The organism is Alteriqipengyuania abyssalis (assembly GCF_019857185.1).
In the GTDB taxonomy this organism is placed as follows: Bacteria; Pseudomonadota; Alphaproteobacteria; order Sphingomonadales; family Sphingomonadaceae; genus Alteriqipengyuania; species Alteriqipengyuania abyssalis.
In genome coordinates, this window is the sequence record NZ_JAHWXP010000001.1 from 441,443 (window position 1) to 464,493 (window position 23,051).

The 23,051-nt window shown below is 66.3% G+C and carries 24 protein-coding genes and 1 tRNA gene; 12 read left to right on the forward strand and 13 right to left on the reverse strand.

The genetic code is table 11. The features are described from left to right. Nucleotides 1-16 precede the first annotated feature (16 nt). Nucleotides 17-2,278, forward strand: coding sequence for a ComEC/Rec2 family competence protein (locus KYN89_RS02155; RefSeq protein ID WP_222823592.1), 2,262 nt, complete (start codon nt 17-19; stop codon nt 2,276-2,278). Here the strand turns inward: KYN89_RS02155 and lexA are convergent. From lexA to KYN89_RS02210, 11 genes are all read right to left on the reverse strand, one after another. Then, nucleotides 2,272-2,958, reverse strand: coding sequence for a transcriptional repressor LexA (lexA, locus tag KYN89_RS02160; protein ID WP_222823593.1), 687 nt, complete (start codon nt 2,956-2,958; stop codon nt 2,272-2,274). The genes KYN89_RS02155 and lexA overlap by 7 nt on opposite strands. 78 nt (nt 2,959-3,036) lie before the next feature. Continuing rightward, entirely contained in the window at nt 3,037-4,224 is a 1,188-nt protein-coding gene (locus KYN89_RS02165) for a molybdopterin molybdotransferase MoeA (RefSeq protein WP_222823594.1), read from the reverse strand. Then, nucleotides 4,221-4,715: a cyclic pyranopterin monophosphate synthase MoaC gene (gene moaC / locus KYN89_RS02170; RefSeq protein WP_222823595.1), complete on the reverse strand. Its 495-nt coding sequence runs from the start codon at nt 4,713-4,715 to the stop codon at nt 4,221-4,223. Before moaC ends, KYN89_RS02165 begins: the two co-directional genes overlap by 4 nt. Before the next feature lie 160 nt (nt 4,716-4,875). Continuing rightward, on the reverse strand, nt 4,876-5,664 hold the full coding sequence (gene trpC / locus KYN89_RS02175; RefSeq protein WP_222823596.1) for an indole-3-glycerol phosphate synthase TrpC: 789 nt from the start codon (nt 5,662-5,664) through the stop codon (nt 4,876-4,878). A 121-nt stretch (nt 5,665-5,785) separates the two neighbouring features. Beyond that, on the reverse strand, nt 5,786-6,778 hold the full coding sequence (gene trpD, locus KYN89_RS02180; RefSeq protein ID WP_222823597.1) for an anthranilate phosphoribosyltransferase: 993 nt from the start codon (nt 6,776-6,778) through the stop codon (nt 5,786-5,788). After that, complete coding sequence (locus tag KYN89_RS02185) at nt 6,775-7,380, reverse strand: anthranilate synthase component II (protein ID WP_222823598.1); 606 nt, start codon at nt 7,378-7,380, stop codon at nt 6,775-6,777. The genes trpD and KYN89_RS02185 overlap by 4 nt, the downstream gene beginning before the upstream one ends. 32 nt (nt 7,381-7,412) lie before the next feature. Further along, complete coding sequence (locus KYN89_RS02190; RefSeq protein WP_222823599.1) at nt 7,413-7,787, reverse strand: ribosomal maturation YjgA family protein; 375 nt, start codon at nt 7,785-7,787, stop codon at nt 7,413-7,415. Continuing rightward, nucleotides 7,787-8,740: a prolyl aminopeptidase gene (gene pip / locus KYN89_RS02195; RefSeq protein WP_429699535.1), complete on the reverse strand. Its 954-nt coding sequence runs from the start codon at nt 8,738-8,740 to the stop codon at nt 7,787-7,789. The genes KYN89_RS02190 and pip overlap by 1 nt, the downstream gene beginning before the upstream one ends. Then, nucleotides 8,740-9,612: a phosphodiester glycosidase family protein gene (locus KYN89_RS02200; protein WP_222823601.1), complete on the reverse strand. Its 873-nt coding sequence runs from the start codon at nt 9,610-9,612 to the stop codon at nt 8,740-8,742. Before KYN89_RS02200 ends, pip begins: the two co-directional genes overlap by 1 nt. Then, entirely contained in the window at nt 9,612-11,123 is a 1,512-nt protein-coding gene (locus KYN89_RS02205; RefSeq protein WP_222823602.1) for an anthranilate synthase component I family protein, read from the reverse strand. The genes KYN89_RS02200 and KYN89_RS02205 overlap by 1 nt, the downstream gene beginning before the upstream one ends. Nucleotides 11,124-11,133: 10 nt before the next feature. Next, on the reverse strand, nt 11,134-13,074 hold the full coding sequence (locus KYN89_RS02210; protein WP_222823603.1) for a SurA N-terminal domain-containing protein: 1,941 nt from the start codon (nt 13,072-13,074) through the stop codon (nt 11,134-11,136). A 225-nt stretch (nt 13,075-13,299) separates the two neighbouring features. On the opposite strand from KYN89_RS02210, the gene tpiA reads away from it, so the two are divergent. The 3 genes from tpiA to pyrG all read left to right on the forward strand — a co-directional run bounded on the left by tpiA (nt 13,300) and on the right by pyrG (nt 16,277). Further along, a complete protein-coding gene (gene tpiA, locus KYN89_RS02215) occupies nt 13,300-14,070 on the forward strand; it encodes a triose-phosphate isomerase (RefSeq protein ID WP_222823604.1) in 771 nt (256 codons plus the stop codon). 86 nt (nt 14,071-14,156) lie between these two features. Then, nucleotides 14,157-14,555: a preprotein translocase subunit SecG gene (gene secG / locus KYN89_RS02220; protein ID WP_222823605.1), complete on the forward strand. Its 399-nt coding sequence runs from the start codon at nt 14,157-14,159 to the stop codon at nt 14,553-14,555. A gap of 87 nt (nt 14,556-14,642) precedes the next feature. After that, a complete protein-coding gene (pyrG, locus tag KYN89_RS02225) occupies nt 14,643-16,277 on the forward strand; it encodes a CTP synthase (RefSeq protein WP_222823606.1) in 1,635 nt (544 codons plus the stop codon). 339 nt (nt 16,278-16,616) lie between these two features. Here pyrG and KYN89_RS02230 read toward each other — a convergent pair whose 3' ends face one another. Next, entirely contained in the window at nt 16,617-17,099 is a 483-nt protein-coding gene (locus KYN89_RS02230; RefSeq protein WP_010237631.1) for an Hsp20 family protein, read from the reverse strand. Between the two features lie 144 nt (nt 17,100-17,243). Here KYN89_RS02230 and grxC point away from each other — a divergent pair, with 144 nt between their 5' ends. The 8 genes from grxC (at nt 17,244) to folE (ending at nt 22,305) form a co-directional block, all read left to right on the forward strand. Further along, complete coding sequence (grxC, locus tag KYN89_RS02235; protein ID WP_222823607.1) at nt 17,244-17,504, forward strand: glutaredoxin 3; 261 nt, start codon at nt 17,244-17,246, stop codon at nt 17,502-17,504. An 8-nt stretch (nt 17,505-17,512) separates the two neighbouring features. Next, nucleotides 17,513-18,340: a carbon-nitrogen hydrolase family protein gene (locus KYN89_RS02240; protein ID WP_222823608.1), complete on the forward strand. Its 828-nt coding sequence runs from the start codon at nt 17,513-17,515 to the stop codon at nt 18,338-18,340. Beyond that, nucleotides 18,337-18,807 carry a DUF1178 family protein gene (locus tag KYN89_RS02245; protein WP_222823609.1) on the forward strand — a complete coding sequence of 157 codons (471 nt, stop codon included), beginning with the start codon at nt 18,337-18,339 and terminating at the stop codon, nt 18,805-18,807. Before KYN89_RS02240 ends, KYN89_RS02245 begins: the two co-directional genes overlap by 4 nt. 77 nt (nt 18,808-18,884) lie before the next feature. After that, complete coding sequence (locus KYN89_RS02250; protein ID WP_222823610.1) at nt 18,885-19,295, forward strand: phage tail protein; 411 nt, start codon at nt 18,885-18,887, stop codon at nt 19,293-19,295. 46 nt (nt 19,296-19,341) lie between these two features. Beyond that, nucleotides 19,342-19,418, forward strand: a tRNA-Arg gene (locus KYN89_RS02255). A gap of 222 nt (nt 19,419-19,640) precedes the next feature. Then, nucleotides 19,641-20,132 carry a hemerythrin domain-containing protein gene (locus KYN89_RS02260; protein WP_222823611.1) on the forward strand — a complete coding sequence of 164 codons (492 nt, stop codon included), beginning with the start codon at nt 19,641-19,643 and terminating at the stop codon, nt 20,130-20,132. Next, a complete protein-coding gene (locus KYN89_RS02265; RefSeq protein ID WP_222823612.1) occupies nt 20,132-21,700 on the forward strand; it encodes a phospholipase D-like domain-containing protein in 1,569 nt (522 codons plus the stop codon). The genes KYN89_RS02260 and KYN89_RS02265 overlap by 1 nt, the downstream gene beginning before the upstream one ends. Beyond that, nucleotides 21,697-22,305 (forward strand): GTP cyclohydrolase I FolE, encoded by a 609-nt coding sequence (gene folE / locus KYN89_RS02270; protein WP_222823613.1) that lies wholly within the window; start codon nt 21,697-21,699, stop codon nt 22,303-22,305. Before KYN89_RS02265 ends, folE begins: the two co-directional genes overlap by 4 nt. 16 nt (nt 22,306-22,321) lie before the next feature. Here folE and KYN89_RS02275 read toward each other — a convergent pair whose 3' ends face one another. Continuing rightward, on the reverse strand, nt 22,322-22,948 hold the full coding sequence (locus KYN89_RS02275; RefSeq protein WP_222823614.1) for a TetR/AcrR family transcriptional regulator: 627 nt from the start codon (nt 22,946-22,948) through the stop codon (nt 22,322-22,324). Between the last annotated feature and the right edge of the window lie 103 nt (nt 22,949-23,051).

Here is a 23,051-nt window from a genome sequence, read left to right on the forward strand (position 1 = left end):
CTTTCCATTTCGGTTCATGACGACGCAGCCTTCGTCCACCGTTCCGTCTGACGACGCAACGAGCGGCAGCGACCTTCGATCCGATGGCGGAGCAGGTGCGGCCTATGGTGCAGCGCAGCGCAGGCTTTGGCAGGTGGTCGCGGTGATGTCCAGCCCGCTCGCAAGGGTCGCGCAGGGGCTCGATCGCAGCCTCGGCCATGCCGCGCTGGAGCGCGGCCCGTGGGTGATCGTCGCCGTGATCGCGGGGATCGCGGCGTGGTTCGTGTTGCCGGTGCCAGCGGCGTGGATTGCCGCGATCGGGGTGGCGCTGGGCATCGCGCTGGTCGGGGCGTGCTTGCTGCGGGTGGACCGCGTGCCCGATCTGGCGCTGGGGCGGGTGGCGTGGGGTCTGGCGGTCGCGTTCGGGATCGCTCTGATCTGGGCTCGCTCGACCAGCGTGGGTGAGCCAGCGATCGAGCATCCGCAGATTCTGACGATGCACGCCCGCATCCTCGAGCGGGAGGAGCAGCCCGCGCGAGAGCGTGTCCGTCTGGTGCTTGCAGCGCGCGACGAGCAGGGCGAGGCGGTCAAGCTGCGGATCAACGTGCCGCAGGAGCAGGCGAGCCCGGCGATGCAGCGCGGCGCGGTGATCGGTCTGACCGCGCGGCTGATGCCGCCCGCGCCTCCGCTGGTGCCGGGTGGATACGACTTCGCGCGCGCCGCGTGGTTCCAGGGGCTGGCGGCAACCGGATCGGCGGTCGGCCCGGTCGACGTGATCGCGCCACCATCGCCGGGCTGGGGCGGGATCGCGGCGGTCCAGCGTAACCTCTCCGCACACGTCCGCAGCCAGCTCGGCGGGTCGGCAGGTTCGATCGCGGCCGCCTTCGCCAGTGGCGACCGGGGCGCGATTGCCGAGGCGGACGAGGTGGCGATGCGCGATGCAGGGCTGACCCATCTGCTCTCGATCAGTGGGTTGCATGTGAGCGCGGTGGTCGCGGCGGCGTATTTCCTGGCGTTCAAGCTGCTGGCGCTGTGGCCGTGGCTGGCATTGCGCGTGCGCCTTCCGGTCGTCGCCGCAGCTCTCGGCGCGCTGGCGGGGATCGGGTACACGCTGCTGACCGGCGCGGAGGTGCCCACGGTGCGCAGCTGCGCGGCCGCGGTGCTGGTGCTGGTCGCGCTGGCGCTGGGGCGAGAGCCGCTGACCTTCCGTCTGCTCGCGGTCGCCGCTGGCTTTGTTCTGCTGCTGTGGCCCGAGAGTGTGGCGGGGCCCAGCTTCCAGATGAGCTTCGCCGCTGTGCTCGCGATCGTGGCGCTGCATAACAGCGCGCCGGTGCGCGCGTTCCTCGCCCCACAGGAGGAGGCGTGGTTCATGCGGCCGCTGCGCGGCGGGGCGATGCTGCTGGTGACGGGCTTGGTCATCGAGATCGCGCTGATGCCGATCGTGCTGTTCCACTTCCATCGGACGGGGATGTATGGCGCGCTGGCCAACATGGTCGGCATTCCGCTGGTCACCTTCGTGTCGATGCCGCTGATCGCGCTGGCGCTGTTGTTCGACCTTGTTGGCCTCGGCGCGCCGGTGTGGTGGCTGGCGGGGGCGTCGCTCGACATGCTGCTGGGCATTGCGCATCTCACCGCGAGCCAGCCGGGTGCGGTCAAGCTGGCACCGCATATGGGCGGTCTCGCGTTCGGCCTGTTCGTCGCCGGAGGTCTGTGGATCGCGCTGTGGAGCGGGGGAGGGCGTTTCTGGGGTTTCGTGCCGGTGCTGATCGCGACCATCCTGCTGCTCTCCACTTCGCGCCCCGACGTGCTGGTCTCGCGTGATGGCCGCGATGTCGCGATCATCGAGGACGGGCGGCTGATGAGCCTGCGTGAGAGCCAGTCCTCCTACGCCAGCGACACGCTGGCCGAGTTGGGCGCGCTCGACGGGCTGCCGCTGCCGCTCTCGCAATGGCCCGGTGCGCGGTGCAGCGCGGAGTTCTGCATCGCAACCATCGAGCGCGAGGGGCGGCGTTACCGCCTGCTGCTGGCGCGCGGGCGCGAGTATGTGACCGAGCGTGATCTGGCCGCGGCCTGCGCGCGGGTGGACATTGTGGTCGCCGACCGCTGGCTGCCCTACAGTTGCCGCCCGCGCTGGCTCAAGGCCGACCGGCGGATGCTCGAGCAGACTGGCGGGCTCGCGATCCGCCTGTCCTCACGCGAGGTCGAAACGGTCGCGCAGGGTCAGGGCGCGCATGGTTGGTGGCACGGGGCGGGCGGCGTCCCGCGCGAAGCGGAGCGCCGCACCGGCTCCGATCAGTGATAGCGGCGCAGCAGCCCCGCGAGCTTGCCCTGAACCTGCACGGCACGCGCGTCGTAGACCTGCGGTTCGTAGCTGGGATTGGCGGGATCGAGCCGGACCCGGCCGCCTTCACGCCACAGGTATTTGAGTGTCGCTTCCTCGTTCTCGACCAGCGCGACCACGATGTCGCCATCGCGCGCGGTGTCGGCGCGGCGGATCAGCGCATAGTCGCCGTCGAAGATGCCAGCTTCGATCATCGAGTCGCCGGAGACTTCCAGCGCGAAATGCTCGCCCGGGCCGAGCAGTGCGGCGGGCACCGGCAGGCTCTGGTGATCTTCCAGCGCTTCGATCGGGGCGCCGGCGGCGATCCGTCCGTGCAGCGGAATGTCGATCACGTCGTTTGCCGCCTCGGGCATCCGCGCAGGCACACTGGTCGTCCGCGCACCCAGATCGTTCGCCGCCTTGGGCGTCGATCCGGCGACTGCACTCTCGGGCATCTTGAGTACTTCGAGCGCGCGCGCACGGTTGGGCAGGCGGCGGATGAAGCCGCGTTCCTCGAGCGCGGAAATCAGCCGATGCACGCCCGACTTGCTCTTGAGGTCGAGCGCCTCCTTCATTTCCTCGAAAGAGGGCGAGATGCCGGTTTCTTCCAGACGTTCATGGATGAACCGGAGCAATTCATGCTGTTTCGCCGTCAACATCGGACTTCTTCTCCGCATTACTTGTTCGCGGCCTCATGCGAACGAATGCGGAACAACTAGGCAACCATCCGGAACAAGTCAAGCATATGTGCGGGTTTCCAACAGGAACGCCGGAACAAACGCCCCCGCTTCGGATGCTTCGGCACGCGCGGGCCGATCGATGAGTACTTGCGCCTGTGCGAGCGGGGTCAGCGCGGAGCTGTCCTGAAGCTCCGCCGCGACCAGCCCGTCTGGGGTCCACCGCGCACGCAGAAACTCGCGCCTGCCGCCGCCGGGGGGCAGATCGCGGGCGAGCAGCATGGGAATCGCGCGCGGCAGGCAGTCCTTCGCACCGGCCATGCGCAGCAGCGCAGGGACCATGAAGAGGAACCCGGTGACGAAGCTCGACACCGGATTGCCCGGCAGCCCCAGCACCACCGTACCGGCGCGTCGCGCGACCAGCAGCGGTTTGCCCGGCTTGATCGCGATCCGCCAGAAGTCGAGCGTGAAGCCCGCCGCTTCCAGCGCAGGCTTGACCAGGTCGTGCGGACCCACCGAAGCGCCGCCACTGATAACGACCAGCGCGGCGTCCTCGCTCGCTGCAAGGATTGCGCGCGTGATCTCCTCCGCATCGTCTGCGACCGGTCCGATCTGGCGGACCTGCGCTCCGGCCTCACGCGCCATCGCGGCCAGCATCGCGCCGTTGACCGCGGGCGTCTGGTGCGGCTCGCAGGCGGTCGGATCGCGGGCGAGTTCGTCGCCGCACTCGATCACCGCGACGCGGGGGGCATCATGCGTCACGACCTCGGCCAAACCGCCCGCCCGCGCCAGTGCGGTCTGCGCCGCGCCCATGCGTGTGCCCGCCTCTAGAAGCGTGTGGGACGCCTTGAAGTCGAGCCCGGCGCGACGGATGAAGCGAGCGGTCGGCGGCTCGGTCGCGGTGAGGCGCGTCCCGTCGACCTGCGCCTCCTCCTGCACCAGCACCGCATCCGCGCCGAGCGGCATCTGCGCGCCGGTCGAGATGCGGATCGCGTCTCCCTTGCCCAGCACCATGTCGTATGGCGCACCCGCGCGGCTCTCGCCCTTGAGCAGCCATGGGCCGTCGCCAGAGGTGGCATAGCCATCCATCGCCGAGAGGTCCGTCGGCGGCTGCGTGCGGCGCGCGATGACGGGCTCTGCCAGGAACAGGCGGGCGCTTTGGTCCACCGGGCAGGGGCTGGCAGGGGTTGGTGAGAGCAGGTCGAGCAGCCGGACCTGCGCCTCCTCCAGTTTCAGCGGTGCGCTCATGCCGCCGTTCCTCCAAGGGCCTCATCCGCGTGCCAGTCGCCAGACTTACCGCCGGTCTTGGCCAGCAGCCGGACCTGTTCGATCACCATGCCCTTATCCAGCGCCTTCGCCATGTCGTAGATCGTCAGCAGCGCGATGTTGCACGCGACCATCGCCTCCATCTCGACCCCGGTCTTGCCGGTGAGCGAGGCGGTGGCGGTGACGCGCACGGCGTCATCCTCGACCGCGCACTCCACGCTCACGCTGTCGAGCGCGAGCGGATGGCATAGCGGGATGAGGCTGGCGGTCTGCTTGGCGGCCATGATCCCGGCAATGCGCGCGGCGGCGAGCACATCGCCCTTGGGCACGGTGCCATCGCGGATCGCGGCCAGCGAGGCGGCATTCATCGCGATCCGGCCGGTGGCGGTGGCGGAACGGGCGGTTTCAGCCTTGGCGCCGACATCGACCATGCGGGCCGAGCCATGCTCGTCCAGATGCGTAAGGCCGCTCATCTCGTCGCTCCTGCAGAACGGCTGACACACCTGACACACTGTCTAAAGGCAAAAAAGCCGCCCGCCCGCATCACGCTGGACATCGATGGGAGAGCGTGCAGCAAGGGCAGGATGCGGGCCATGCGCCGATCATGCCACGCAAGACGCGTGTAGGACAGACTCAGCGTGTCAGCAGAGCGCGCGTTGCCGCCTCGACATCCGCCTGCCGCATCAGGCTTTCGCCAACCAGAAAGCCGTGCGCGCCCGCCGCCTCCAGCCGGGTGCAGTCGGCGGCGCTGCCGATGCCGCTTTCGGAGATCAGGAACGCGCCTTCGGGTGCGAGAGGGATCAGCGTCTCGGTGGTGGCGATGTCGGTCGTGAAGCTGCGCAGATCGCGGTTGTTGACCCCGATCAGGCGCGACTTCAGCTTGTGCGCGCGCTCCATTTCGGCAGCGTCGTGGACCTCGACCAGAACGTCCATGCCGAGTTCGTCCGCCGCAGCTTCGATCTCGGCCGCCTGCTGGTCGGTGAGCGCGGCGACGATGATCAGGATCGCGTCCGCTCCCATCGCGCGCGCTTCACCGCATTGCCACGGATCGACCATGAAATCCTTGCGCAGCGCGGGCAGGGCGACCGCTTCGCGGGCGGCGACGAGATAGTCGGCGTGGCCCTGGAAGTACTTGTCATCCGTGAGGACCGAGAGGCACGATGCGCCCGCAGCGGCATAGGCTTTGGCGTGTTCGGCGGGCTGAAAATCCTCCCGAATCAGGCCCTTGGACGGCGAAGCTTTCTTGATTTCTGCGATCAGCGCGCGGCCGCCATCCGCGTGGGTCTGGCGTAGTGCGGCTTCGAACCCGCGCGGCGGGGCCTGCGCCGCGATCCGGGCGATGAGTTCGCTGACTTCGGTTTGCGCCTGCCGCTCGGCAACTTCGTCGCGCTTGGTGGCGCAGATTTCTTCGAGTTTGTTCAACCGTCTAACCTCAATGTCCGTCCACCCTGAGCTTGTCGAAGGGTCGCACTTTTACTTTTCAGCCACACCAGAAGAAGGACGGTCCTTCGACAAGCTCAGGATGGGCGGTACTCGTCGAAACTCACTTCGCCATCGCAATCCAGCGCTCGAGCAGCCGCTGCGCCCCGCCGCTGTCGATCGCCTCTGCGGCGCGCGCGGCGCCTTCCTTCCAGTCCTCGGTCTCGCCCGCTGCGATCAGCGCGGCGGCGGAGTTGAACAGCACCGCGTCGCGATAGGGGCCGGGCGTGCCTTGCAGCAGTGCGCTCAGCGCCTTGGCGTTGTGCTTCGGATCGCCGCCCCGGATCGCTTCGACCGGCGCGTGTTCGAGGCCCGCGAGCCCCGCATCGACGCGGCGCATCGCGAATTCATTGCCGGTGACGTCCGCCATCTCGTTCCCGGCGGCGAGGCTCAGTTCGTCGAGCCCCTCGTCGCCCGAGACGATCAGCGTGCGCTCGGTGCCGAGGCGCGCGGCCGCCTCGCCATAGATCGAGACGTAGCCGGGGCGCGCGATACCGATCAGCTGGCGCTTGATGCCGACCGGGTTGGACAGCGGGCCCATCAGATTGAAGATCGTGCGGCGACCCAGTTCCTTGCGAATGGGCTGAATGCGCCGCATCGCGGGGTGGTGGTTCGGCGCGAAGAGGAAGCAGATGCCGATCTCGTTCAGCGTCTTCTCCGCCGTGCGCCCGGCGGCTTCCATATCTAGGCCGAGCACCTCCAGCGTGTCCGCCACGCCCGAGAGCGAGGAGATTGCCCGGTTGCCATGCCGCGCCACCGGCACCCCGCAGGCCGCGACCACGAGACCGACGGCGGTCGAGACGTTGAGCGTATGGTGCCCGTCACCGCCCGTGCCGCACACGTCGATCGCGTTGTCGGGCCCGTCGACCGGGATGTAGCGCGCGCGAAGAGCCCGCGCCGCGCCCGCGATTTCGTCGGCGGTTTCGCTGCGTTCGGTCATCGCGAGCAGGAAACGCGCGATCTCCTGATCGGTGGCTTCCCCGTCGAGGATCCAGCCGAAGACCTCCTCGGCCTCTGCCTCGTTCATGTGCGGGACGGCGAGCGGGAGCGACTTCATGCCGCCTGCCTTTCGCGCGCTTCGATACCGCAAAGCCGCAGGAAATTGGCGAGCAGGTCGTGCCCGTGCTGCGTGGCGATGCTCTCCGGGTGGAACTGTACGCCGTGGATCGGCAGCTCGGTGTGACGGAAACCCATCACACTGGTGCCGTCGAGCCCCGGCGTCTCGCTGGTCGCGTTGACTTGCAATGCCTCGGGAATGTCCTCGACCACCAGCGAGTGATAGCGGGTGGCGTTGAAGGGGCTGGGGAGGCCCGCGAACACGCCGCTGCCGTCATGCGTCACCGCGCTGGTCTTGCCGTGCATCAACCCGCCCTGAACCACGCGCCCGCCGAAATGCTGCCCGATCGCCTGATGGCCGAGGCACACGCCCAGCAGCGGCAGTTGTGCGTCGGCGCACGCGGCCACCGTATCCAGCGTGATCCCCGCCTCGTTGGGCGTGCGCGGGCCGGGCGAGAGCAAAATGCCCTTCGCCCCACCGGCCACCGCCTCGCGAGCGGTCAGCGCGTCGTTGCGCTCCACGCGCACTTCGGCACCCAGTTCCTGCAGGTAGTGGACCAGGTTGAAGGTGAAGCTGTCGTAATTGTCGATGACGAGGATCATGGCAGTCCCTTGCGCCGATAGAGCGCAGCAGATCAAGCCCTGCGCGTCGCGAGGCGGTCGATCGCCAGCACCGCGAGCGCTCCGGCAGCGTAGCAGGCGATGTCGACCGGATCGAACCCGCTCCCCAGCACGGTCGCGGCTACAGCATTGTCCTCCAGGCCGACCATGCCCAGAATTACGACCAGTTGGCCGAGTTCGATCACCAGCGCGATGCCGAAGGCGCTTGCCGCCGCGAGCAGCGGGCCGATGGGCAAAACCGCGCGTAGGGCGCAATGGACCAGCATCACTGCGAGGACATCGCCCAGATACGGGCGCACGAACCGATCCCTGACATAGAGCGCGATCAGCACTTCCACGACCAACAGGATCACCGCGGCCAATGCGTGGCCCGGCCGCCGGATGAGCATCAGCCCGCCAATTTGTCCGTCGCGCGCACCAAGCCGTCGATGATACCCGGCTCGCCTGCCGAATGGCCTGCATCGTGGACGATCCACAGCTCGGCTTCGGGCCAGGCCTTCTTCAGCTCCCATGCGGAGACGGGCGGGGTGCAGATGTCGTGGCGGCCCTGCACGATGATGCCGGGGATGTCCTTTATCTTGCCGACGTCGCGCAGCAGCTGGCCTTCTTCGAGGAAGAAGTTTTCGAGGAAGAAGCGCGCGCAGATACGGGCGAAGGGGACGGCCTTGGACGGATCGGCGAAGCTGCCCAGCAGCTCCTCGTTGGGCAGCAGCGTGGCGACATTGCCTTCCCACAGCGACCATTCCTTCGCGGCGGCGAGGCGCGTTTCCTCGTCGTCGCTGGTCAGGCGGGCGTGGTACGCTTTCACCAGATCGCCGCGCTCGTCCTCGGGGATCAGGCCGGTGAACTTGTCCCATTGTTCGGCCATGATCTCGCTCGCGCCGTAGGAGTAGAGCCAGTCTTTCTCCTTCTGGCGGCCGAGGAACACCCCGCGCAGCACGATCTCGCTGGTGCGTTCGGGATAGGTCTGCGCGTAGGCGAGCGAGAGCGTCGCGCCCCAGCTGCCGCCGAAGACCTGCCATTTCTCGTGCCCGCACATCTGGCGCAGCCGCTCGATATCCTCGACGATCCGCCAGGTGTCGTTGTTCTCGATCTCCGCAAACGGCAGCGACTTGCCGCAGCCGCGTTGGTCGAACAGCAGCACGTCGTACTTCTCCGGGTTCCACTGGCGGCGGTGCGCGGGCGACATGCCGCCGCCGGGGCCACCGTGGAGGAAGACTGCAGGCTTCGCGCCGGGCGTGCCGACCCGCTCGTAATAGAGCGAGTGCCCTTCGCCGACATCGAGCATGCCGGTCTCGTAAGGTTCGATTTCGGGATAGAGCGTGCGTTCGTATTCCATCATCATTCCTTGAATTCGACGACCACCAGCGGGCCCAGATCGGCGCGGGTATCCATCCGCCCGCGCGCAGGGTCCCACAGGCTCGATACCGTCCCGTCGAGATAGAGCGCGTTCGGCGTCTTCGCCACGTCGCGGAAGAAACGCGCGAACTGGCCGAAGCTCACCGGGCGGCTCGAAATCACGAAATGCGCCTTGCCGTCCTTGTCGATCCCAACGCCGTTGCGGATGCGCTTGGAGGGGCCGTCCGCCGAAATCTCGGGATGGACCTTGCCCTCGATCAGCAGCATCGGGCCGCTCTGCGTGCCGAAATCGGGGCGGTCGCCCACCGTGTGGTAGAAATCGTCCGTGGTGCGGATGCGCCAGGTGCTGCCGGTGCCGTAAAACACGCCGTTGGGCTTCAGGTGGAAATTGCCCGAACCCTCGTTGCGGTTGAGTTCCTGCAGCCGATCCTTGTTCTGGACGTAATAGCCGATCGGCTTGCCTTCACCGTCGTACATCCCCGCATTCATCGCGAAGGCGACGCGCGGTGCATCCTTGGGCCGCGAGACGGAATATTTGGCGAGGCTGCGGTAGGGCGGATTGCCGAGAACCATCGCCACGCGATGCTTTGCCGGATCGGCGACGCATTCGGTAAAGACGACATCCTCGAAGCGGACCGGCTGACACGCAGAATCCTCGGGCGCGGTGGTCTCGCTGGGTGTCGGCGTGGGCGTCGGGCTGGCCGAAGGCTTCGCCTCGGCCTGCTCGGCACGCGCGATTTCGACGCCCTTCTCGCCACTGATATCGGTGCGGATCACGGGATCGCCCGCAGCAGGCTGATCGCAGGCAGCCAGCGCAACCAGCGATAGGGCGATGAGGGGGACGCTGCGGCGCATCACTGGCCGAACCCCGCTTCGCCAGCCACCCGCACCGCTTCGCGCGCGGCGGCGAGCAGCGCGCCTGCCTTCGCCTCGCACTCGCGCTGTTCGGAGGCCGGATCGCTGTCCGCAACGATGCCCGCCCCGGCGGTGACGTGCAGCGTGCCGTCCTTTACCAGCCCGGTGCGCAGGACGATGCACGAATCGAAGCTGCCGTCGGGCGCGAAATAGCCGACGCCGCCCGCGTAGGGCCCGCGCTTCTCGTTCTCCAGCTCGGCGATGATCTCGCACGCGCGCAGCTTGGGCGCGCCGCTGACGGTGCCTGCGGGGAAGCCTGCGAACAGCGCATCTAGCGCGTCTTTCCCGGCGTCTAGGCGGCCCTGAACATTGCTGACGATATGCATGACGTGACTATAGCGCTCAACCATGAAGCTGTCCGTCACTTCGACACTACCCGGTGTGGAAACACGACCAGTGTCGTTGCGCCCGAGATCGAGCAGCATCAGATGCTCGGCGCGCTCCTTGGGATCGGCGAGCAGCTCGCGCTCCGCCGCGCGGTCCGCCTCGGGCGTCTTGCCGCGCGGGCGGGTGCCGGCGATCGGGCGGATGGTGATCTGCCCGTCTCTCAGCCTCACGAGAATTTCCGGGCTGGAGCCGACCATGCCGACCTCGGGCAGATCGAGCAGATAGAGGAAGGGCGAGGGGTTCACCCGCCGCAGCGCGCGATACAGCGCCATTGCGGAATGGGGGAAGGGGGTGGTGAAGCGCTGGGCGAGCACCACCTGGAAAATGTCTCCTGCAACGATGTAGTCCTGCGCGCGTGCGACCCGCGCGGCGTAATCATCCCCCGCGACGGTCGGGCGCAGGTCCATCGTCGCCGGATCGAGCGTGTCCGGCACGGCATCGCCGTGCGGAACAGGCTGCGACAGGCGCCGCAGCGCCTCCTCGATCCGTTCTTCCGCGGCGTCCAGCACATCAGCTGCCTCAGCATCCGAGGGCCAGACCGGCGCGATCACGAACACCTCGTCGGTCAGCGCGTCGAACACCAGCACCAGCCCGGGGCGGGTGAACACCATATCGGGCAGGCCCAGCGGATCGTCGCTGGCACGCGGCAGTTTCTCGACCAGTGCGAAGGTCTCGTACCCGAAATAGCCGACCAGCAGGGCGAGGGCGGGGGGCAGATCCTCCGGCGTGGGCATCGCGATCTCGCCCAGCAGGTGGCGCAGCGCGGCCAGCCCGTCGCCTTCGAACGGGACGAAGGCATCGCGGTTGCGCCGCCAGTCGCGATTGACCTCGGCGCTCTCGCCATCGGCGCGCAGCACCAGATCGGGATCGAGCCCGAGCATGGAGTAGCGCCCGCGAATCTCTCCCCCCTCGACCGATTCGAGCAGGAAGTCTCCGCGCCCGTCCTCCATCAGCGCGCATGCCGCGCCGACCGGGGTCAGCGTATCGGCGATGCGCCGCTGCCAGACGAGCGCGGGCAGGCCCTGTGTCAGCCGGTCATGTGCGGCATCACGATTACGCAGCATCTCGCGGCGACTAGTTGGCGGACTGGCCGGTGAGCTGGCGGCGTACGGTTTCGATCGCGTCCGCATTGCGCTCGATCCCCACTTCGGTGCGGATCGCCTTGCGCAGCTGATCGCCGTACTCGCGGCTCAGCAGCTGGCTGTAGCCGCGCCGTGCCTCACCCATCAGCGGATCGTCCTTGTCGATCTTGCCGGCGGTGATCTCTTCCAGCTGGACGAGGAAGAACCCGGCATTGCGCGGTGCCTCGAGCCGCTTGGCAGTGCCTGCGGACATCGCGAACATCAGCGAGATCGGCGGGTTGGGGCGCTGCATCTGCATCATTTGCTCGCGCGTCAGGCTGAGCGGCTGGGCCGGCGGCAGGCTGACCTTCTCGGCCCGCATGGCCTCGGCCAGCGAGTCTCCGCCGCGCACCCGCTTGAGGATCCGGTCGGACGCAGCCTTGGCCGCCTTGGCGCCTTCGGCCATCGCCCAGCGTGCGGAGACCGCATCGCGGATTTCCTTGAGCGGCGGGACCGCGGCAGGAGAGATGTCTGACGCTTCGTAGAGGACGAAAGTCTTGCCCGTCTCGACCTCGGCGATCTGCGGCTGGCCTTCGCGCATCTGGAACACGGTCTGGATCAGCGGCTGCACGATTTCGGGAGCGGCGTCGCCCGGCTGGCCCCCGAACACCTGACCATTGGCGAGCAGCGGGCGCGTGGTTTCGGTTTCGAGCTTGAGCGCATCGGCGATGTCGCTGAAGGATTCGCCGCTATTGACCCGCTCGTCGATCGTGCTCGCCAGTTCGGTCAGCGCGCGGCGCTGCTTTTCCGCGCGCAGCGCGTCGGCGATTTCGTCACGGGCCTGGGCGAGGGTGCGCGCCGCGATCGTCTCCACATCGTCGATCCGCACGACGTGATAGCCGAGCGGGCTGCGCGCGATCGCCGCGATCTTGCCCCGACCGGCGGAGAAGACCGCCTGCGCCACCGCGGAATTGGCCTGCTGGGCGTAATCCTCACGCGTGATCGGGCCAATCTGCTGCGTTTCCAGGCCGGCTTCCTCCGCAACCTGAGTCAGCGAAGCGCCTTCGGAGACGCGCTTGCGGAAGCTCTCGGCCGCCTGCTTGGTCGGCACGATCAGCTGGGTGAAGGTGCGGTTCTCGCTCGCGCGATAGAGGTCGGCATTGTCCTGGTAACGTTTCTTGATCTCGGCAGCGGTCGGCTCGATCGAGTCGGTCAGCTGCTCGGTCCCGAAGCGGGCATAGCGCACCTGCCGCCGCTCGGGCCGCATGAAGTCGGTGCGGTTTGCGTTGTAGAAAGCCTGCAGCTGCTTGGCGGTCGGGTCGTCCTTGGGGGCGAAGAGTTCGGCGGGGACCAGCGCGATCGAACCCTCGCGCTTCTCGCGCAGCTGGGTGGCGTAGCGCGCGACGATACTGTCGGGGAATTTCGCGCCGAACACGGCAGGCACCAGCACTTGCTGGGCGATCAGCCCGTCGGACAGGTCTTCGCGCACGATCTGGTCGGTCAGCCCCTGCTGCTGCAAAGCGGCGCGGTAGACATCGGCGCTGAAGCTGCCGTCGGGGCCGCGGAAGGCGGAGATCATGCGGATTTCGCTGTTGATCAGGTTTTCGCCCGCGCGCACGCCCAGCATCCTGCCGAATTCGGACACCGCGACCCGGTCCAGCAGGGTGTCCAGCACCTGCGTCAGCCCGCCATTCTCGACGAATTCTTCCATCGAGAGCGTCGGGTCGTCCTGCTGCACCTGGCGGAAGGCATTGTCGGTCGACTGGCGTAGTTCGGCGGTGGTCACGTCTTCATCGCCCACCACGGCGACATTATTTGTCCCCGAAAGACCGCCGAAAGAGCCCGAACTGCCGACATCGCCGGCGGCAAAGGCGATCGCGATCAGGACCAGAAAGCCGATCGTCAGACCGAGGCCGATCTTGGACTGGAAGAAGGACCGGAAGAAATTGATCATGGGTGCGGGGGCCTTACGGGTGGAAGCTGGCAGATTGCTGGTAAGCACCGGCGCTGTGTTGCGCTGGCGCATCGCGCGCAAGCCTTAATTCGGCGAAGAGCGTGCCGCAAGGCGAGCATGGTTTTGACCTTGGCGGCGTCCTTCGCTACCGAGCCGCGTCTGCGTAACGGGAGAAACCCGCTGCGCGACATTATTTCTTAGAAAAACAGCAGGAAACCTATCGGAATGGCGATCCGCCCTTTCATCGTTGGCAATTGGAAGATGCACGGCACGCGTGCGATGCTGTCCGAAGCGCGCGCGATCGACCGCGCAGCGCAGCGGCTGATGCAGGTCGAGATCGCTCTCGCACCGCCCTACACCCTGATTCATCCTGTCCGCCGCGAGGCCGAGCAGATCGGCGTCGGTGCGCAGGATTGTCACCCCGCCGATGGCGGCGCGCATACCGGCGATATTTCCGCCGCGATGGTCGCCGATGCGGGCGCGGGCTTCGTGATTCTGGGCCACAGCGAGCGGCGCCAGGGCCATGGCGAGAAAGATTCGCTGATCTGCGAGAAGGGCACCGCCGCGCTTGCCGCCGGGCTCAAGCTGATCCTGTGCTGCGGTGAGCCGATGGAGAAGCGCGAATCGGGCAAGGCGGTCGATTTCGTTCTCCGCCAGCTCAAGGCATCGCTCCCCGCCACGATCGAAGAAGCAGGGGAGCGGCTGACCATCGCCTACGAACCGATCTGGGCGATTGGCAGCGGCCGCGCCGCGAGCATCGACGAGATCGTCGAGATGCACACCGCGATCCGCGCCTTCCTGGTCAAGACCTTCGGCGAGGAAGAGGGCGCAGCGGTCCGCATCCTCTATGGAGGTTCGGTCAATGCCGAGAACGCGGCGGAGATCATCGCCGGGGACGAGGTTGGCGGTGCGCTGGTCGGCGGGGCGAGCCTGTCTGCCGAAAGCTTCATGAACATCGTGCTCGCGGTGCAGGAAGTTATCACCAACCGCGATTGAGCCGGGGCGGGGCGCAGGCATTGCTTGCCTAACGCGCGCCAAGATCCCATCTGGCACCAAGATATCAGCCGAAAGCAGCCATCATCATGTTTCTTTTCCTCACCGTTCTCCAGGCGATCATCGCAGCCGCGCTGGTCGGCGTGATCCTGATGCAGCGTTCCGAAGGCGGCGGCCTCGGGATCGGCGGCGGCGGTTCGCCTGGCGGCATGATGAGCGCACGTGGCGCAGCGGACTTCCTGACCCGCGCGACCCGCTGGCTGGCAGTCGTCTTCGTGGTCCTGTCGATCATCCTCGCTTCGCTCGCGGTGAACATGACCGGGACCGATTCGATCGAATCGACGCTCGACCGCAATGTTGCCCCTGCTGCGCCGGCCGATCCGCTGGCGCAGGGCGGTGCGACCGCACCGGCAACTGCACCCGCACAGCAGGGTGACGCGGCCGATCAGGGCGACGCGACCGACCCGCTCGCAGACGCAACCGAATAAATTTCCTCAAAAGGCGGTGATGGAGGCGGGCCGACGCGTTGCAACGGCTTGCCTTCGCACGCCCTTAACCCGTAAGGCCCACCTCCCATGGCGCGGTATATTTTCATCACCGGCGGCGTGGTTTCCTCGCTCGGCAAAGGTCTCATGGCGGCATCGCTCGGCGCGTTGCTGCAGGCGCGTGGCTACAAGGTCCGCATCCGCAAGTTCGACCCCTATCTGAACGTCGATCCGGGGACCATGAGCCCGTACCAGCACGGCGAGGTCTACGTCACCGACGACGGAGCGGAGACCGACCTCGATCTTGGTCACTACGAACGCTTCACCAATGTTTCCGCGCATCAGGCGGACAACATCACGAGCGGCCGGGTCTATCAGGACATCATCGCCAAGGAGCGCCGCGGCGACTTCCTGGGCGCGACGGTGCAGGTGATCCCGCACGTCACCGACGCGATCAAGGAATTCGCGCTGGCCGACCAGGGCGACCACGATTTCATCCTGTGCGAGATCGGCGGCACCGTGGGCGACATCGAATCGCTCCCTTTCATGGAGGCGATTCGCCAGCTGCGGAACGAGCTGGAGCCGATGCAGACGCTCAGCGTCCATGTGACGCTGGTGCCCTTCATCGCTGCGGCGGGCGAGCTGAAGACCAAGCCGACCCAGCATTCCGTGCGCGAACTCGCCGCACTGGGGATCAAGCCCGATATCCTGCTGTGCCGGTGCGAGCATTTCCTGCCTGAATCCGAGCGCCGCAAGATCGCCCAGTTCTGCAACGTGCGTGCCGAATCGGTGATCCCCGCGCTGGACGCGGCCTCGATTTACGCCGTGCCGCTGCAATATCACGAGGAAGGGCTGGACCGCGAAGTGCTGCGCGGGTTCGGCATTACCGACGCGCCGGAGCCCGATCTGGCCCCGTGGCGCGAAGTGACCGACCGCTATTTCCACCCCGAAGGCGAAGTGACGATCGGCGTGGTCGGCAAGTATGTCGGCCTCAAGGATGCGTACAAGTCGCTCAACGAAGCGCTGATCCATGGCGGCATGGCCAACAAGGTGCGGGTCAAGCTGCGCTGGATCGATGCGGAAATCTTCGAGCAGGACCCGTCCGACATCGCCGCCCAGCTGGAGCCGCTGCACGGCATTCTGGTGCCAGGCGGATTCGGCGAACGCGGCAGCGAGGGCAAGATCGCCAGCGTGCGCTTTGCGCGCGAACGCAAGGTGCCGTTCTTCGGCATCTGTCTCGGCATGCAGATGGCCTGCATCGAAAGCGCGCGCGCGGCCGGCGTGACCGCAGCCTCCTCCACCGAATTCGGCGAGACCACCGAACCGGTGGTCGGCATCATCACCGAATGGATGAGCAAGGAAGGCCTGCAGGAGCGCGAGGAGGGCGGCGATCTGGGCGGCACCATGCGGTTGGGTGCCTATGAGGCGAAGCTGCTTGAAGGCAGCCATGTGTCCAGGCTCTACGACGGTGCGACGACCATCTCCGAACGCCATCGCCACCGCTACGAGGTCAACGTCGCCTATCGCGATCGGCTGGAAGGTGACGGGCTGGTATTCTCGGGCATGTCGCCCGATGGACTGCTGCCCGAAATCGTCGAGCGGCCCGACCATCCGTGGTTCGTTGGCGTTCAGTTCCACCCGGAATTGAAGTCGCGACCCTTCGCGCCGCACCCGCTGTTCGCCGGTTTTGTGGCCGCTGCGCTGCGCCAGTCGCGTCTGGTTTAGCACTGCTGTAACTCAACTTGGATCGCCCCAAGTTAAAGTTAACATCTAACAGTCTTTATCTTTCAGAATTTATCCGTCATAGAAATCCAATGCGTTGTGGGGGCAACGTGAGGATTTTATGGGGGGGCCCATCTATCCAGCTTGTCCCGGGTTTGAACGTCTTCTGCGACCCGGACGGGCAGACTCGGTCAGGGCGGCCATGCCGCGGGGCGGTCCTTTAGGGGGCCGCCCCAAACCCCGCCTAAACTTATACAAATAAAGAAATAGCCCGCCGCTCCATTGGGTTGGAGCAGCGGGCGACTGGTTTGCGCGATAGCCTCTCAGGCTATCCGTGCCGCGTCAGGCGGCGTCCTTTTCCGACTTGTCGGAGCTGTCATCGACCAGGCTCAGCGACGACTTCTGGCCATTGATCGCGATCTTCTTCGGCTTCATCGCCTCGGGCACTTCGCGCAGCAGGTCGATCACCAGCAGGCCGTCGGCCAGATCGGCGCCGGAAACGCGCACGTGATCGGCCAGTTCGAAGCGCCGCTCGAACCCGCGGTTGGCGATGCCGACATGCAGCATCTCGCTATCCGCGCCGCGCGCCTCGTCCTGCTTGCGACCGGTGACGGTCAGCAGGTTCTGCTGCGCGGTGATGTCGATATCCTCGGGCTTGAACCCGGCGAGCGCCAGCGTGATGCGGAACTCGTCCTCGCCGCGCTTCTCGATGTTGAAGGGGGGGTAGTTGTCGCCAGAGTTGCGGACCGAGCTTTCGAGCAGGTCGAACAGATGGTCGAAGCCCACGGTGCTGCGGCGATAGGGGGTGAAATCGATACGTGCCATTGAAACAAATCCTCCATTGAGCGATTCTGTCAGTTACATGGTGTCCGGATCGACCCGTTGTGGCATCGCCGGACGCATCGAATGTAGGGAGCGCGCGAAGGCGTGCAAGAGCCCTCGAACACCGCACACGCAAGGAACACACCCGTGGCAGCAAACGTCGATATCTATACCAAGTTCGGATGCGGATACTGCTTCCGCGCCAAGTCCCTGCTCGAAAAGAAGGGCGTCGAGTTCAACGAATACGACATCACCATGGGTGGCCCCAAGCGCGACGAAATGCGCGAGCGCGCGCCCAATGCGACCACCGTGCCGCAGATCTTCATCGGCGATACGCATGTCGGCGGATCGGACGAGCTGCATGCGCTGGAGCGTGAAGGCAAGCTCGACGCGCTGCTCGAAGGCTGAGCGCACTCGTGAGCACAATCGCCGTCCTCCAGATGACCTCGGGCGTCGATCCCGCGGGCAATGTGGATACGCTGATCGCCGGGATGGCGCAGGCGCGCGAGGGCGGGGCGGACATGCTGTTCGCGCCCGAGATGGCGCTGCTGCTCGACCGGGATCGCAAGCGCGCGGGCGAGACGATGGCGGCGGATGGCTATTCTGCGCTGGTCGACCGGTTGCGCAATGCCGCGCGCGAGCATTCGATCTGGGCGACCTTTGGCCTGCCGGTCAGGCTGGAGGGTGGGATGCTCGCCAACCGCTCCCTGCTGATTGCGCCCACGGGCGAGATCGCGGGCCGGTACGACAAGTTGCACATGTTCGACGTCGATCTCGATAGCGGGGAGAGCTGGCGCGAATCCAACGCCTACCAGCCGGGCGAGGCGCTGTCGGTGACGGGCGAAACGCCTGCCGGGCGGCTCGGCCTGACGATCTGCTACGACATCCGCTTTCCCGCGCTGTTCGATGCGCTGGGCCGCGCAGGCTGCGATATGATCGCGATCCCCGCCGCCTTCACCGTGCCGACCGGCTCTGCCCACTGGCACACGCTGGTGCGCGCGCGGGCGATCGAAGCGAGTGCCTTCGTGGTTGCTGCGGCGCAGGTCGGCGAACACGCGGACGGGCGCCGGACGTATGGCCACAGCCTGGTGGTTGACCCGTGGGGCGAGGTGCTGCTCGATATGGGCGGCGAGGAAGCGGGTCTTGGCTTTGCCGAGATCGACCAGGGCCGCATCGCGAAGGCCCGCGCGCAGGTGCCCAGCCTTGCCAATCGCCGCGCTATTCCGGAATACCGCGCGTCATGATCGTGTTCGACCTTTCCTGCGACAATGGCCACCGCTTCGAAGGCTGGTTCCGCTCGTCCTCCGATTACGAGGATCAGGGCGCGCGGGGCCTGATTGCGTGCCCGCATTGCGGCAGCGGTGAGGTCGGCAAGGCGCCGATGGCCCCCGCCGTGCCCGCCAAGGGCAATGCCCGCAAGGTGGAGGTCGCGCGCACGTCCGAGGAGGCGACCGGGCAGGGCGGCGCACTGCCTCCCGCGCTGCAGGAAGCGATGCGCAAGCTGGCGAAGCTGCAGGCCGAGACGATCAAGGACAGCACCTATGTCGGCGATCGTTTCGTCGAGGAAACCCGCGCGATGCATTACGGCGAGAAGGACGCGGCGCTGATCCACGGTAAGGCCGATGCGCAAGAAGCGCGCGAGCTGCTGGAGGAGGGGATCTCCTTCGCCCCGCTGCTGATCCCTTTCACTCCCCCCGAGGACGCGAATTAGACGACCTTCCCAACCGCTTTGACAGCACCGGACCGTGCGCTAGGATTTCCGCCGGGTCGCTTTTTTGGGGGAATTGCATGAAAATCAGGATTTTGACGACGCTAGCTGCGGCGATCGGTACGGTCGCGACAAGCGCTCCGGTTCAGGCGGCAGAGTCGCCTTATCTCGGCGAAATCATCATGGTCGGATACACCTTCTACCCGTATGGCTGGGCCGAGGCTAACGGCCAGTTGCTGTCGATCAGCCAGAACACCGCGCTCTTCTCGCTCTACGGCACCACCTATGGCGGAGATGGGCGGACTACGTTCGCTCTGCCCGATCTGCGTGGCCGTGCGCCGATCCATGTCGGGGATCGCAACCGGCTGGGAGATCGCCGGGATGGCGGGCCGACAATGGCCGATCGCGCCGAAGGCCGGCTCGATGTTCCCGGCACGCAGACCCTGCGTTTCTGCGTGGCGTTGCAGGGCGTCTATCCTTCGCGGGGTTGACCGGGATTGCGGGCGCGCGAGGCGGCGGTTAAGGCTTCCCACCGGCGCGCCCGTAGCTCAGTCGGATAGAGCATCAGATTCCTAATCTGGGGGCCACAGGTTCGAATCCTGTCGGGCGCACCATTCCCGCTCGTTTCGAAGAAGCGGTAGGAAATGGTGCGTCGTGCCGGGAGGCGGGCTTCTGAGTCGAAGCGCCGCAGGCGCGAAGACGGGGCTCGCGAAGCGAGGCCCTATCCTGTCGGGCGTACCGACCGGCTCTGAAGTGTGCCGGGCACATCAAGGGTTAGTCGTGGAACCCATGCCGGGCCTTCTGGTTGAAGGGGCACGACAATCTGGAGAGCCCCTTTGAGCAGTGCCGACGCCATTTTCGACCGCCTGAAGCAGGATCACGACACGCATCGCTCGCTGCTCGACAAGCTGCTCGAAACGCACGGCGACAGCCCGGAGCGTGAGCGTCTGTTCCTGGAACTGACCAAAGAACTCAAGAGCCACGCCGCCGCCGAAGAGCAGGCGCTCTATTCGACCATGCTGCGCAAGCCTCCAACCACGGACGAGACGCGCCATTCGGTGGCAGAGCATCACGAGATCGACGAGATGCTCAACGATCTGGCCGCGACCGACATGTCCGAAGGAGCCTGGCTGCAGAAGTTCAAAGCGTTCGACCACGACTATCGCCACCATATCGACGAGGAAGAGGAAGATCACTTCCCCGACTTCAAGACCTACCTCGACAAGGCGGATGTAGAGCACATGGCGCAGGTCTTCGAACGCCGGAAGGCGGAAGAGAAGGACGAGGCCGAAGTCACGCCCGAAGCGCGCGAAGACGCCAAGGAATAGTGGGCCACGAGGGGGGCAGCGACGGGTCCAAAAGTGCCATCGCCGGTGGCACGGGCCCCGATGCGTCCGCAGAACCCGGCATCTGGCGCTATGCGATCGCCGAACGGCTGGCGGTGGTCATCGATGGCGAGGATTACTTCGCGCTGGTCCACACCGCGATGTACAACGCGCGCGACCAGATCGTGCTGATCGGATGGGATTTCGACACCCGAATCTCTCTCAGGCGCGGCGAGGAATGGGATAATGGCGAAGCCGCTCGTCCCGCGCGTCTGGGCGATTATCTCCCTTGGCTGGTCAGGGAGCACAAGGATCTCGACATCCGCATCCTCAAATGGGGGCTGTCGTGGGTCCAGTTCCTCAAACGCGGGCGGATGGCGTACGACATTGCGCGCATGTGGATGGTCGACGGGATCAGCTTCCGCTTCGACAGCCACCATCCGACCGGGTGCAGCCATCACCAGAAGATCGCCGTGTTCGACCGGCAGCTGGCGGTGTGCGGCGGGATCGACCTGACCTACGACCGGTGGGACACGCGTGAGCATCTGGAAGACGACCCCCGGCGGCTCAACTGGCCGGGCAGCACCCATGGTCCGTGGCACGACATCACGCTGATGATGGAAGGCCCGGTCGCCGGCGCCTTGCACGACCTGTGCAACACCCGCTGGCAGGTCGCGGGTGGCGATCCGCTGGCACGACCGGCCGATAATATCCGCTCTCCCTGGCCCAAGCCGCTCAAGGCCGGGTTCGAGGATGTCGAGGTCGGCCTCGCGCGCACGCGTGCCGAATGCGGCGACGTGACCGAAGTCAACGAGATCGAAACGCTGTTTCTCGCCCACATCGCGCGGGCCAAGCGGTTCATCTATATCGAGAACCAGTATTTCACCTCGCGCAAGATCGCCGAGGCGATCGCCTTGCGCCTGTCGGGCGAGAACCCGCCCGAAATCGTCATCATCCATCCCAAACACGCCGATGGCTGGGTCGAACAGCAGGCGATGGATCATGCGCGCGATCTGGTTGCCGAAGCGGTGGAGGCAGCGGATGGCGACGAGTTTTTCGAAATCTACGTGCCCTATACCGGCGAGACGCCGATCTACGTCCACGCCAAGCTGATGATCGTCGACGACGAGGTCGTGCGGATCGGGTCGGCCAATCTCAACAACCGGTCGATGGCGCTGGACAGCGAATGCGACGTGATTCTCGACGCCAACCGTCCGCACAACACCGGGCGCGGGCTGGAGGAGGAGATCCGCTCCATCCGCGTCTCGCTGCTGGCCGAACATTGCGGCGTGGCCGAGGATGTGATGGCGCAGGCGCTGGAGCGGCACGGCACGATGCAGGGCGCGATTCGCGAGCTGGGGCTGGAGGGATCGCGGCGGCTGGTGCCCTATCGCCCGCCGGAGAAGAACGGCGTGACCCGCTACCTCGCCGAATCGGCGATGCTGGACCCGGAACGTCCCGACGATCTGCTGCGACCATTTGCGCGCGGCGGACTTTTCCGCAAAGGCGGCCTGCTCGCGCGGTTGCGCGACAGGGTGAAGCGCAAGGTGAAGGGACGGTTGAAGAGATGAGCAGTCTGGTTGGGCCCGACGAGGACCGGGAAGACGGCAAGCCCGCAGTGCCCGAGGACGTTCAGGCGGCAATCCGCACGCTGATCGAATGGGCGGGCGACGATCCCTCGCGCGAGGGCCTGCTCGATACGCCCAAGCGCGTGGCGCGCGCGTGGAAGGAATATTGCGTCGGCTATACCGAAGATCCCGCAGTGCACCTGTCGCGCGTGTTCGAAGAGGTCGGCGGCTACAACGATATCGTGCTGCTGAAGGACATCCCGTTCCAGTCGCATTGCGAACACCACATGGCGCCGATCATCGGCGTCGCGCATATCGCCTATCTGCCGACGGATTTCGTGGTCGGCATCTCCAAGCTCGCGCGCGTACTTCACGGCTTCGCGCGGCGCTTGCAGGTGCAGGAGCGGCTGACCGCCGAAGTTGCCGAGTGCATCTGGAACAACCTCAAGCCCGAAGGCGTGGCGGTGGTGATCGAGGCGAGCCATGCCTGCATGACCGCGCGCGGCGTGCGCACCCCGGGGGTGACGATGGTGACCAGCCGGATGATGGGCGTGTTCCGCGACGATCACCGCAGCCGCGAGGAAGTGCTCAAGCTGATGGGGCACTAGGCCCCGGGGCCGCCGATCACGCGTCGCTAGGGCCGATGCCTTCGCTCAGGATCGTGGCGGCGGCCTGTGCCGCGTGTTCGGGCCTGTCCTCCTCGCCTTTGCTCCACACCGCGTAACGCAGGCCGAGGAACACGTTCATCCCCATGATCGCCCACGCGTGGGCTTCGTCCAGATCGCCGCGTAGCTGACCCGCCGCCGCGCCCGCGCGCAGACGGCCGAGAATGCGCTCTGCGGTCTTTTCGTAGTGCAGGCGGTAGCTTTCCGGATCGACGAATTCCGATTCGTCGATGATCCGGTAGATTTCCTTGTGCTCGCGCGCGAAGGCGAGGAACGCGGCCAGCGCGGCGCGCTCGGTCTCCAGTGCGTCCAGCTCCCGCTCGGCCAGGCTCTGCGCGGCGGCCTGGCGCACGCCTTCGCTCAGGTCGCGGACAAGATCGCGGAAGATCGCCTCCTTGCTGCCGAAATAGGTGTAGAAACTGCCCAGCGCGACACCCGCGCGCCGCGTGATCGAGGCGATCGACGCTTCGTGAAAGCCCCGCTCCCCAAACTCGATGGTCGCCGCATCCAGCAGCTTGCGCCGCGTGCGTCGGCCCCGCTCGGTGGCGGGCGGGGCAGGGGAAATGTCCGGATCGGTACGTGCCATGATGGCCAAAGCCTATGGAATGTCCACCGCCCTCACAAGACATAACTTGAAACATGGTTCAGGTTTCAATATGCATCCGGGAATAAGAAACAAAACGGAGAGG

What these genes read in the sequence shown, in the direction of transcription:
- KYN89_RS02155 (WP_222823592.1), top strand. Translation starts at nt 17, where the DNA reads ATGACGACGCAGCCTTCGTCCACCGTTCCGTCTGACGACGCAACGAGC.
- lexA (WP_222823593.1), bottom strand. Translation starts at nt 2,958, where the DNA reads ATGTTGACGGCGAAACAGCATGAATTGCTCCGGTTCATCCATGAACGT.
- KYN89_RS02165 (WP_222823594.1), bottom strand. Translation starts at nt 4,224, where the DNA reads ATGAGCGCACCGCTGAAACTGGAGGAGGCGCAGGTCCGGCTGCTCGAC.
- moaC (WP_222823595.1), bottom strand. Translation starts at nt 4,715, where the DNA reads ATGAGCGGCCTTACGCATCTGGACGAGCATGGCTCGGCCCGCATGGTC.
- trpD (WP_222823597.1), bottom strand. Translation starts at nt 6,778, where the DNA reads ATGAAGTCGCTCCCGCTCGCCGTCCCGCACATGAACGAGGCAGAGGCC.
- KYN89_RS02185 (WP_222823598.1), bottom strand. Translation starts at nt 7,380, where the DNA reads ATGATCCTCGTCATCGACAATTACGACAGCTTCACCTTCAACCTGGTC.
- KYN89_RS02190 (WP_222823599.1), bottom strand. Translation starts at nt 7,787, where the DNA reads ATGCTCATCCGGCGGCCGGGCCACGCATTGGCCGCGGTGATCCTGTTG.
- pip (WP_429699535.1), bottom strand. Translation starts at nt 8,740, where the DNA reads ATGATGGAATACGAACGCACGCTCTATCCCGAAATCGAACCTTACGAG.
- KYN89_RS02200 (WP_222823601.1), bottom strand. Translation starts at nt 9,612, where the DNA reads ATGCGCCGCAGCGTCCCCCTCATCGCCCTATCGCTGGTTGCGCTGGCT.
- KYN89_RS02205 (WP_222823602.1), bottom strand. Translation starts at nt 11,123, where the DNA reads ATGCTGCGTAATCGTGATGCCGCACATGACCGGCTGACACAGGGCCTG.
- KYN89_RS02210 (WP_222823603.1), bottom strand. Translation starts at nt 13,074, where the DNA reads ATGATCAATTTCTTCCGGTCCTTCTTCCAGTCCAAGATCGGCCTCGGT.
- tpiA (WP_222823604.1), top strand. Translation starts at nt 13,300, where the DNA reads ATGGCGATCCGCCCTTTCATCGTTGGCAATTGGAAGATGCACGGCACG.
- secG (WP_222823605.1), top strand. Translation starts at nt 14,157, where the DNA reads ATGTTTCTTTTCCTCACCGTTCTCCAGGCGATCATCGCAGCCGCGCTG.
- pyrG (WP_222823606.1), top strand. Translation starts at nt 14,643, where the DNA reads ATGGCGCGGTATATTTTCATCACCGGCGGCGTGGTTTCCTCGCTCGGC.
- KYN89_RS02230 (WP_010237631.1), bottom strand. Translation starts at nt 17,099, where the DNA reads ATGGCACGTATCGATTTCACCCCCTATCGCCGCAGCACCGTGGGCTTC.
- KYN89_RS02245 (WP_222823609.1), top strand. Translation starts at nt 18,337, where the DNA reads ATGATCGTGTTCGACCTTTCCTGCGACAATGGCCACCGCTTCGAAGGC.
- KYN89_RS02250 (WP_222823610.1), top strand. Translation starts at nt 18,885, where the DNA reads ATGAAAATCAGGATTTTGACGACGCTAGCTGCGGCGATCGGTACGGTC.
- folE (WP_222823613.1), top strand. Translation starts at nt 21,697, where the DNA reads ATGAGCAGTCTGGTTGGGCCCGACGAGGACCGGGAAGACGGCAAGCCC.
- KYN89_RS02275 (WP_222823614.1), bottom strand. Translation starts at nt 22,948, where the DNA reads ATGGCACGTACCGATCCGGACATTTCCCCTGCCCCGCCCGCCACCGAG.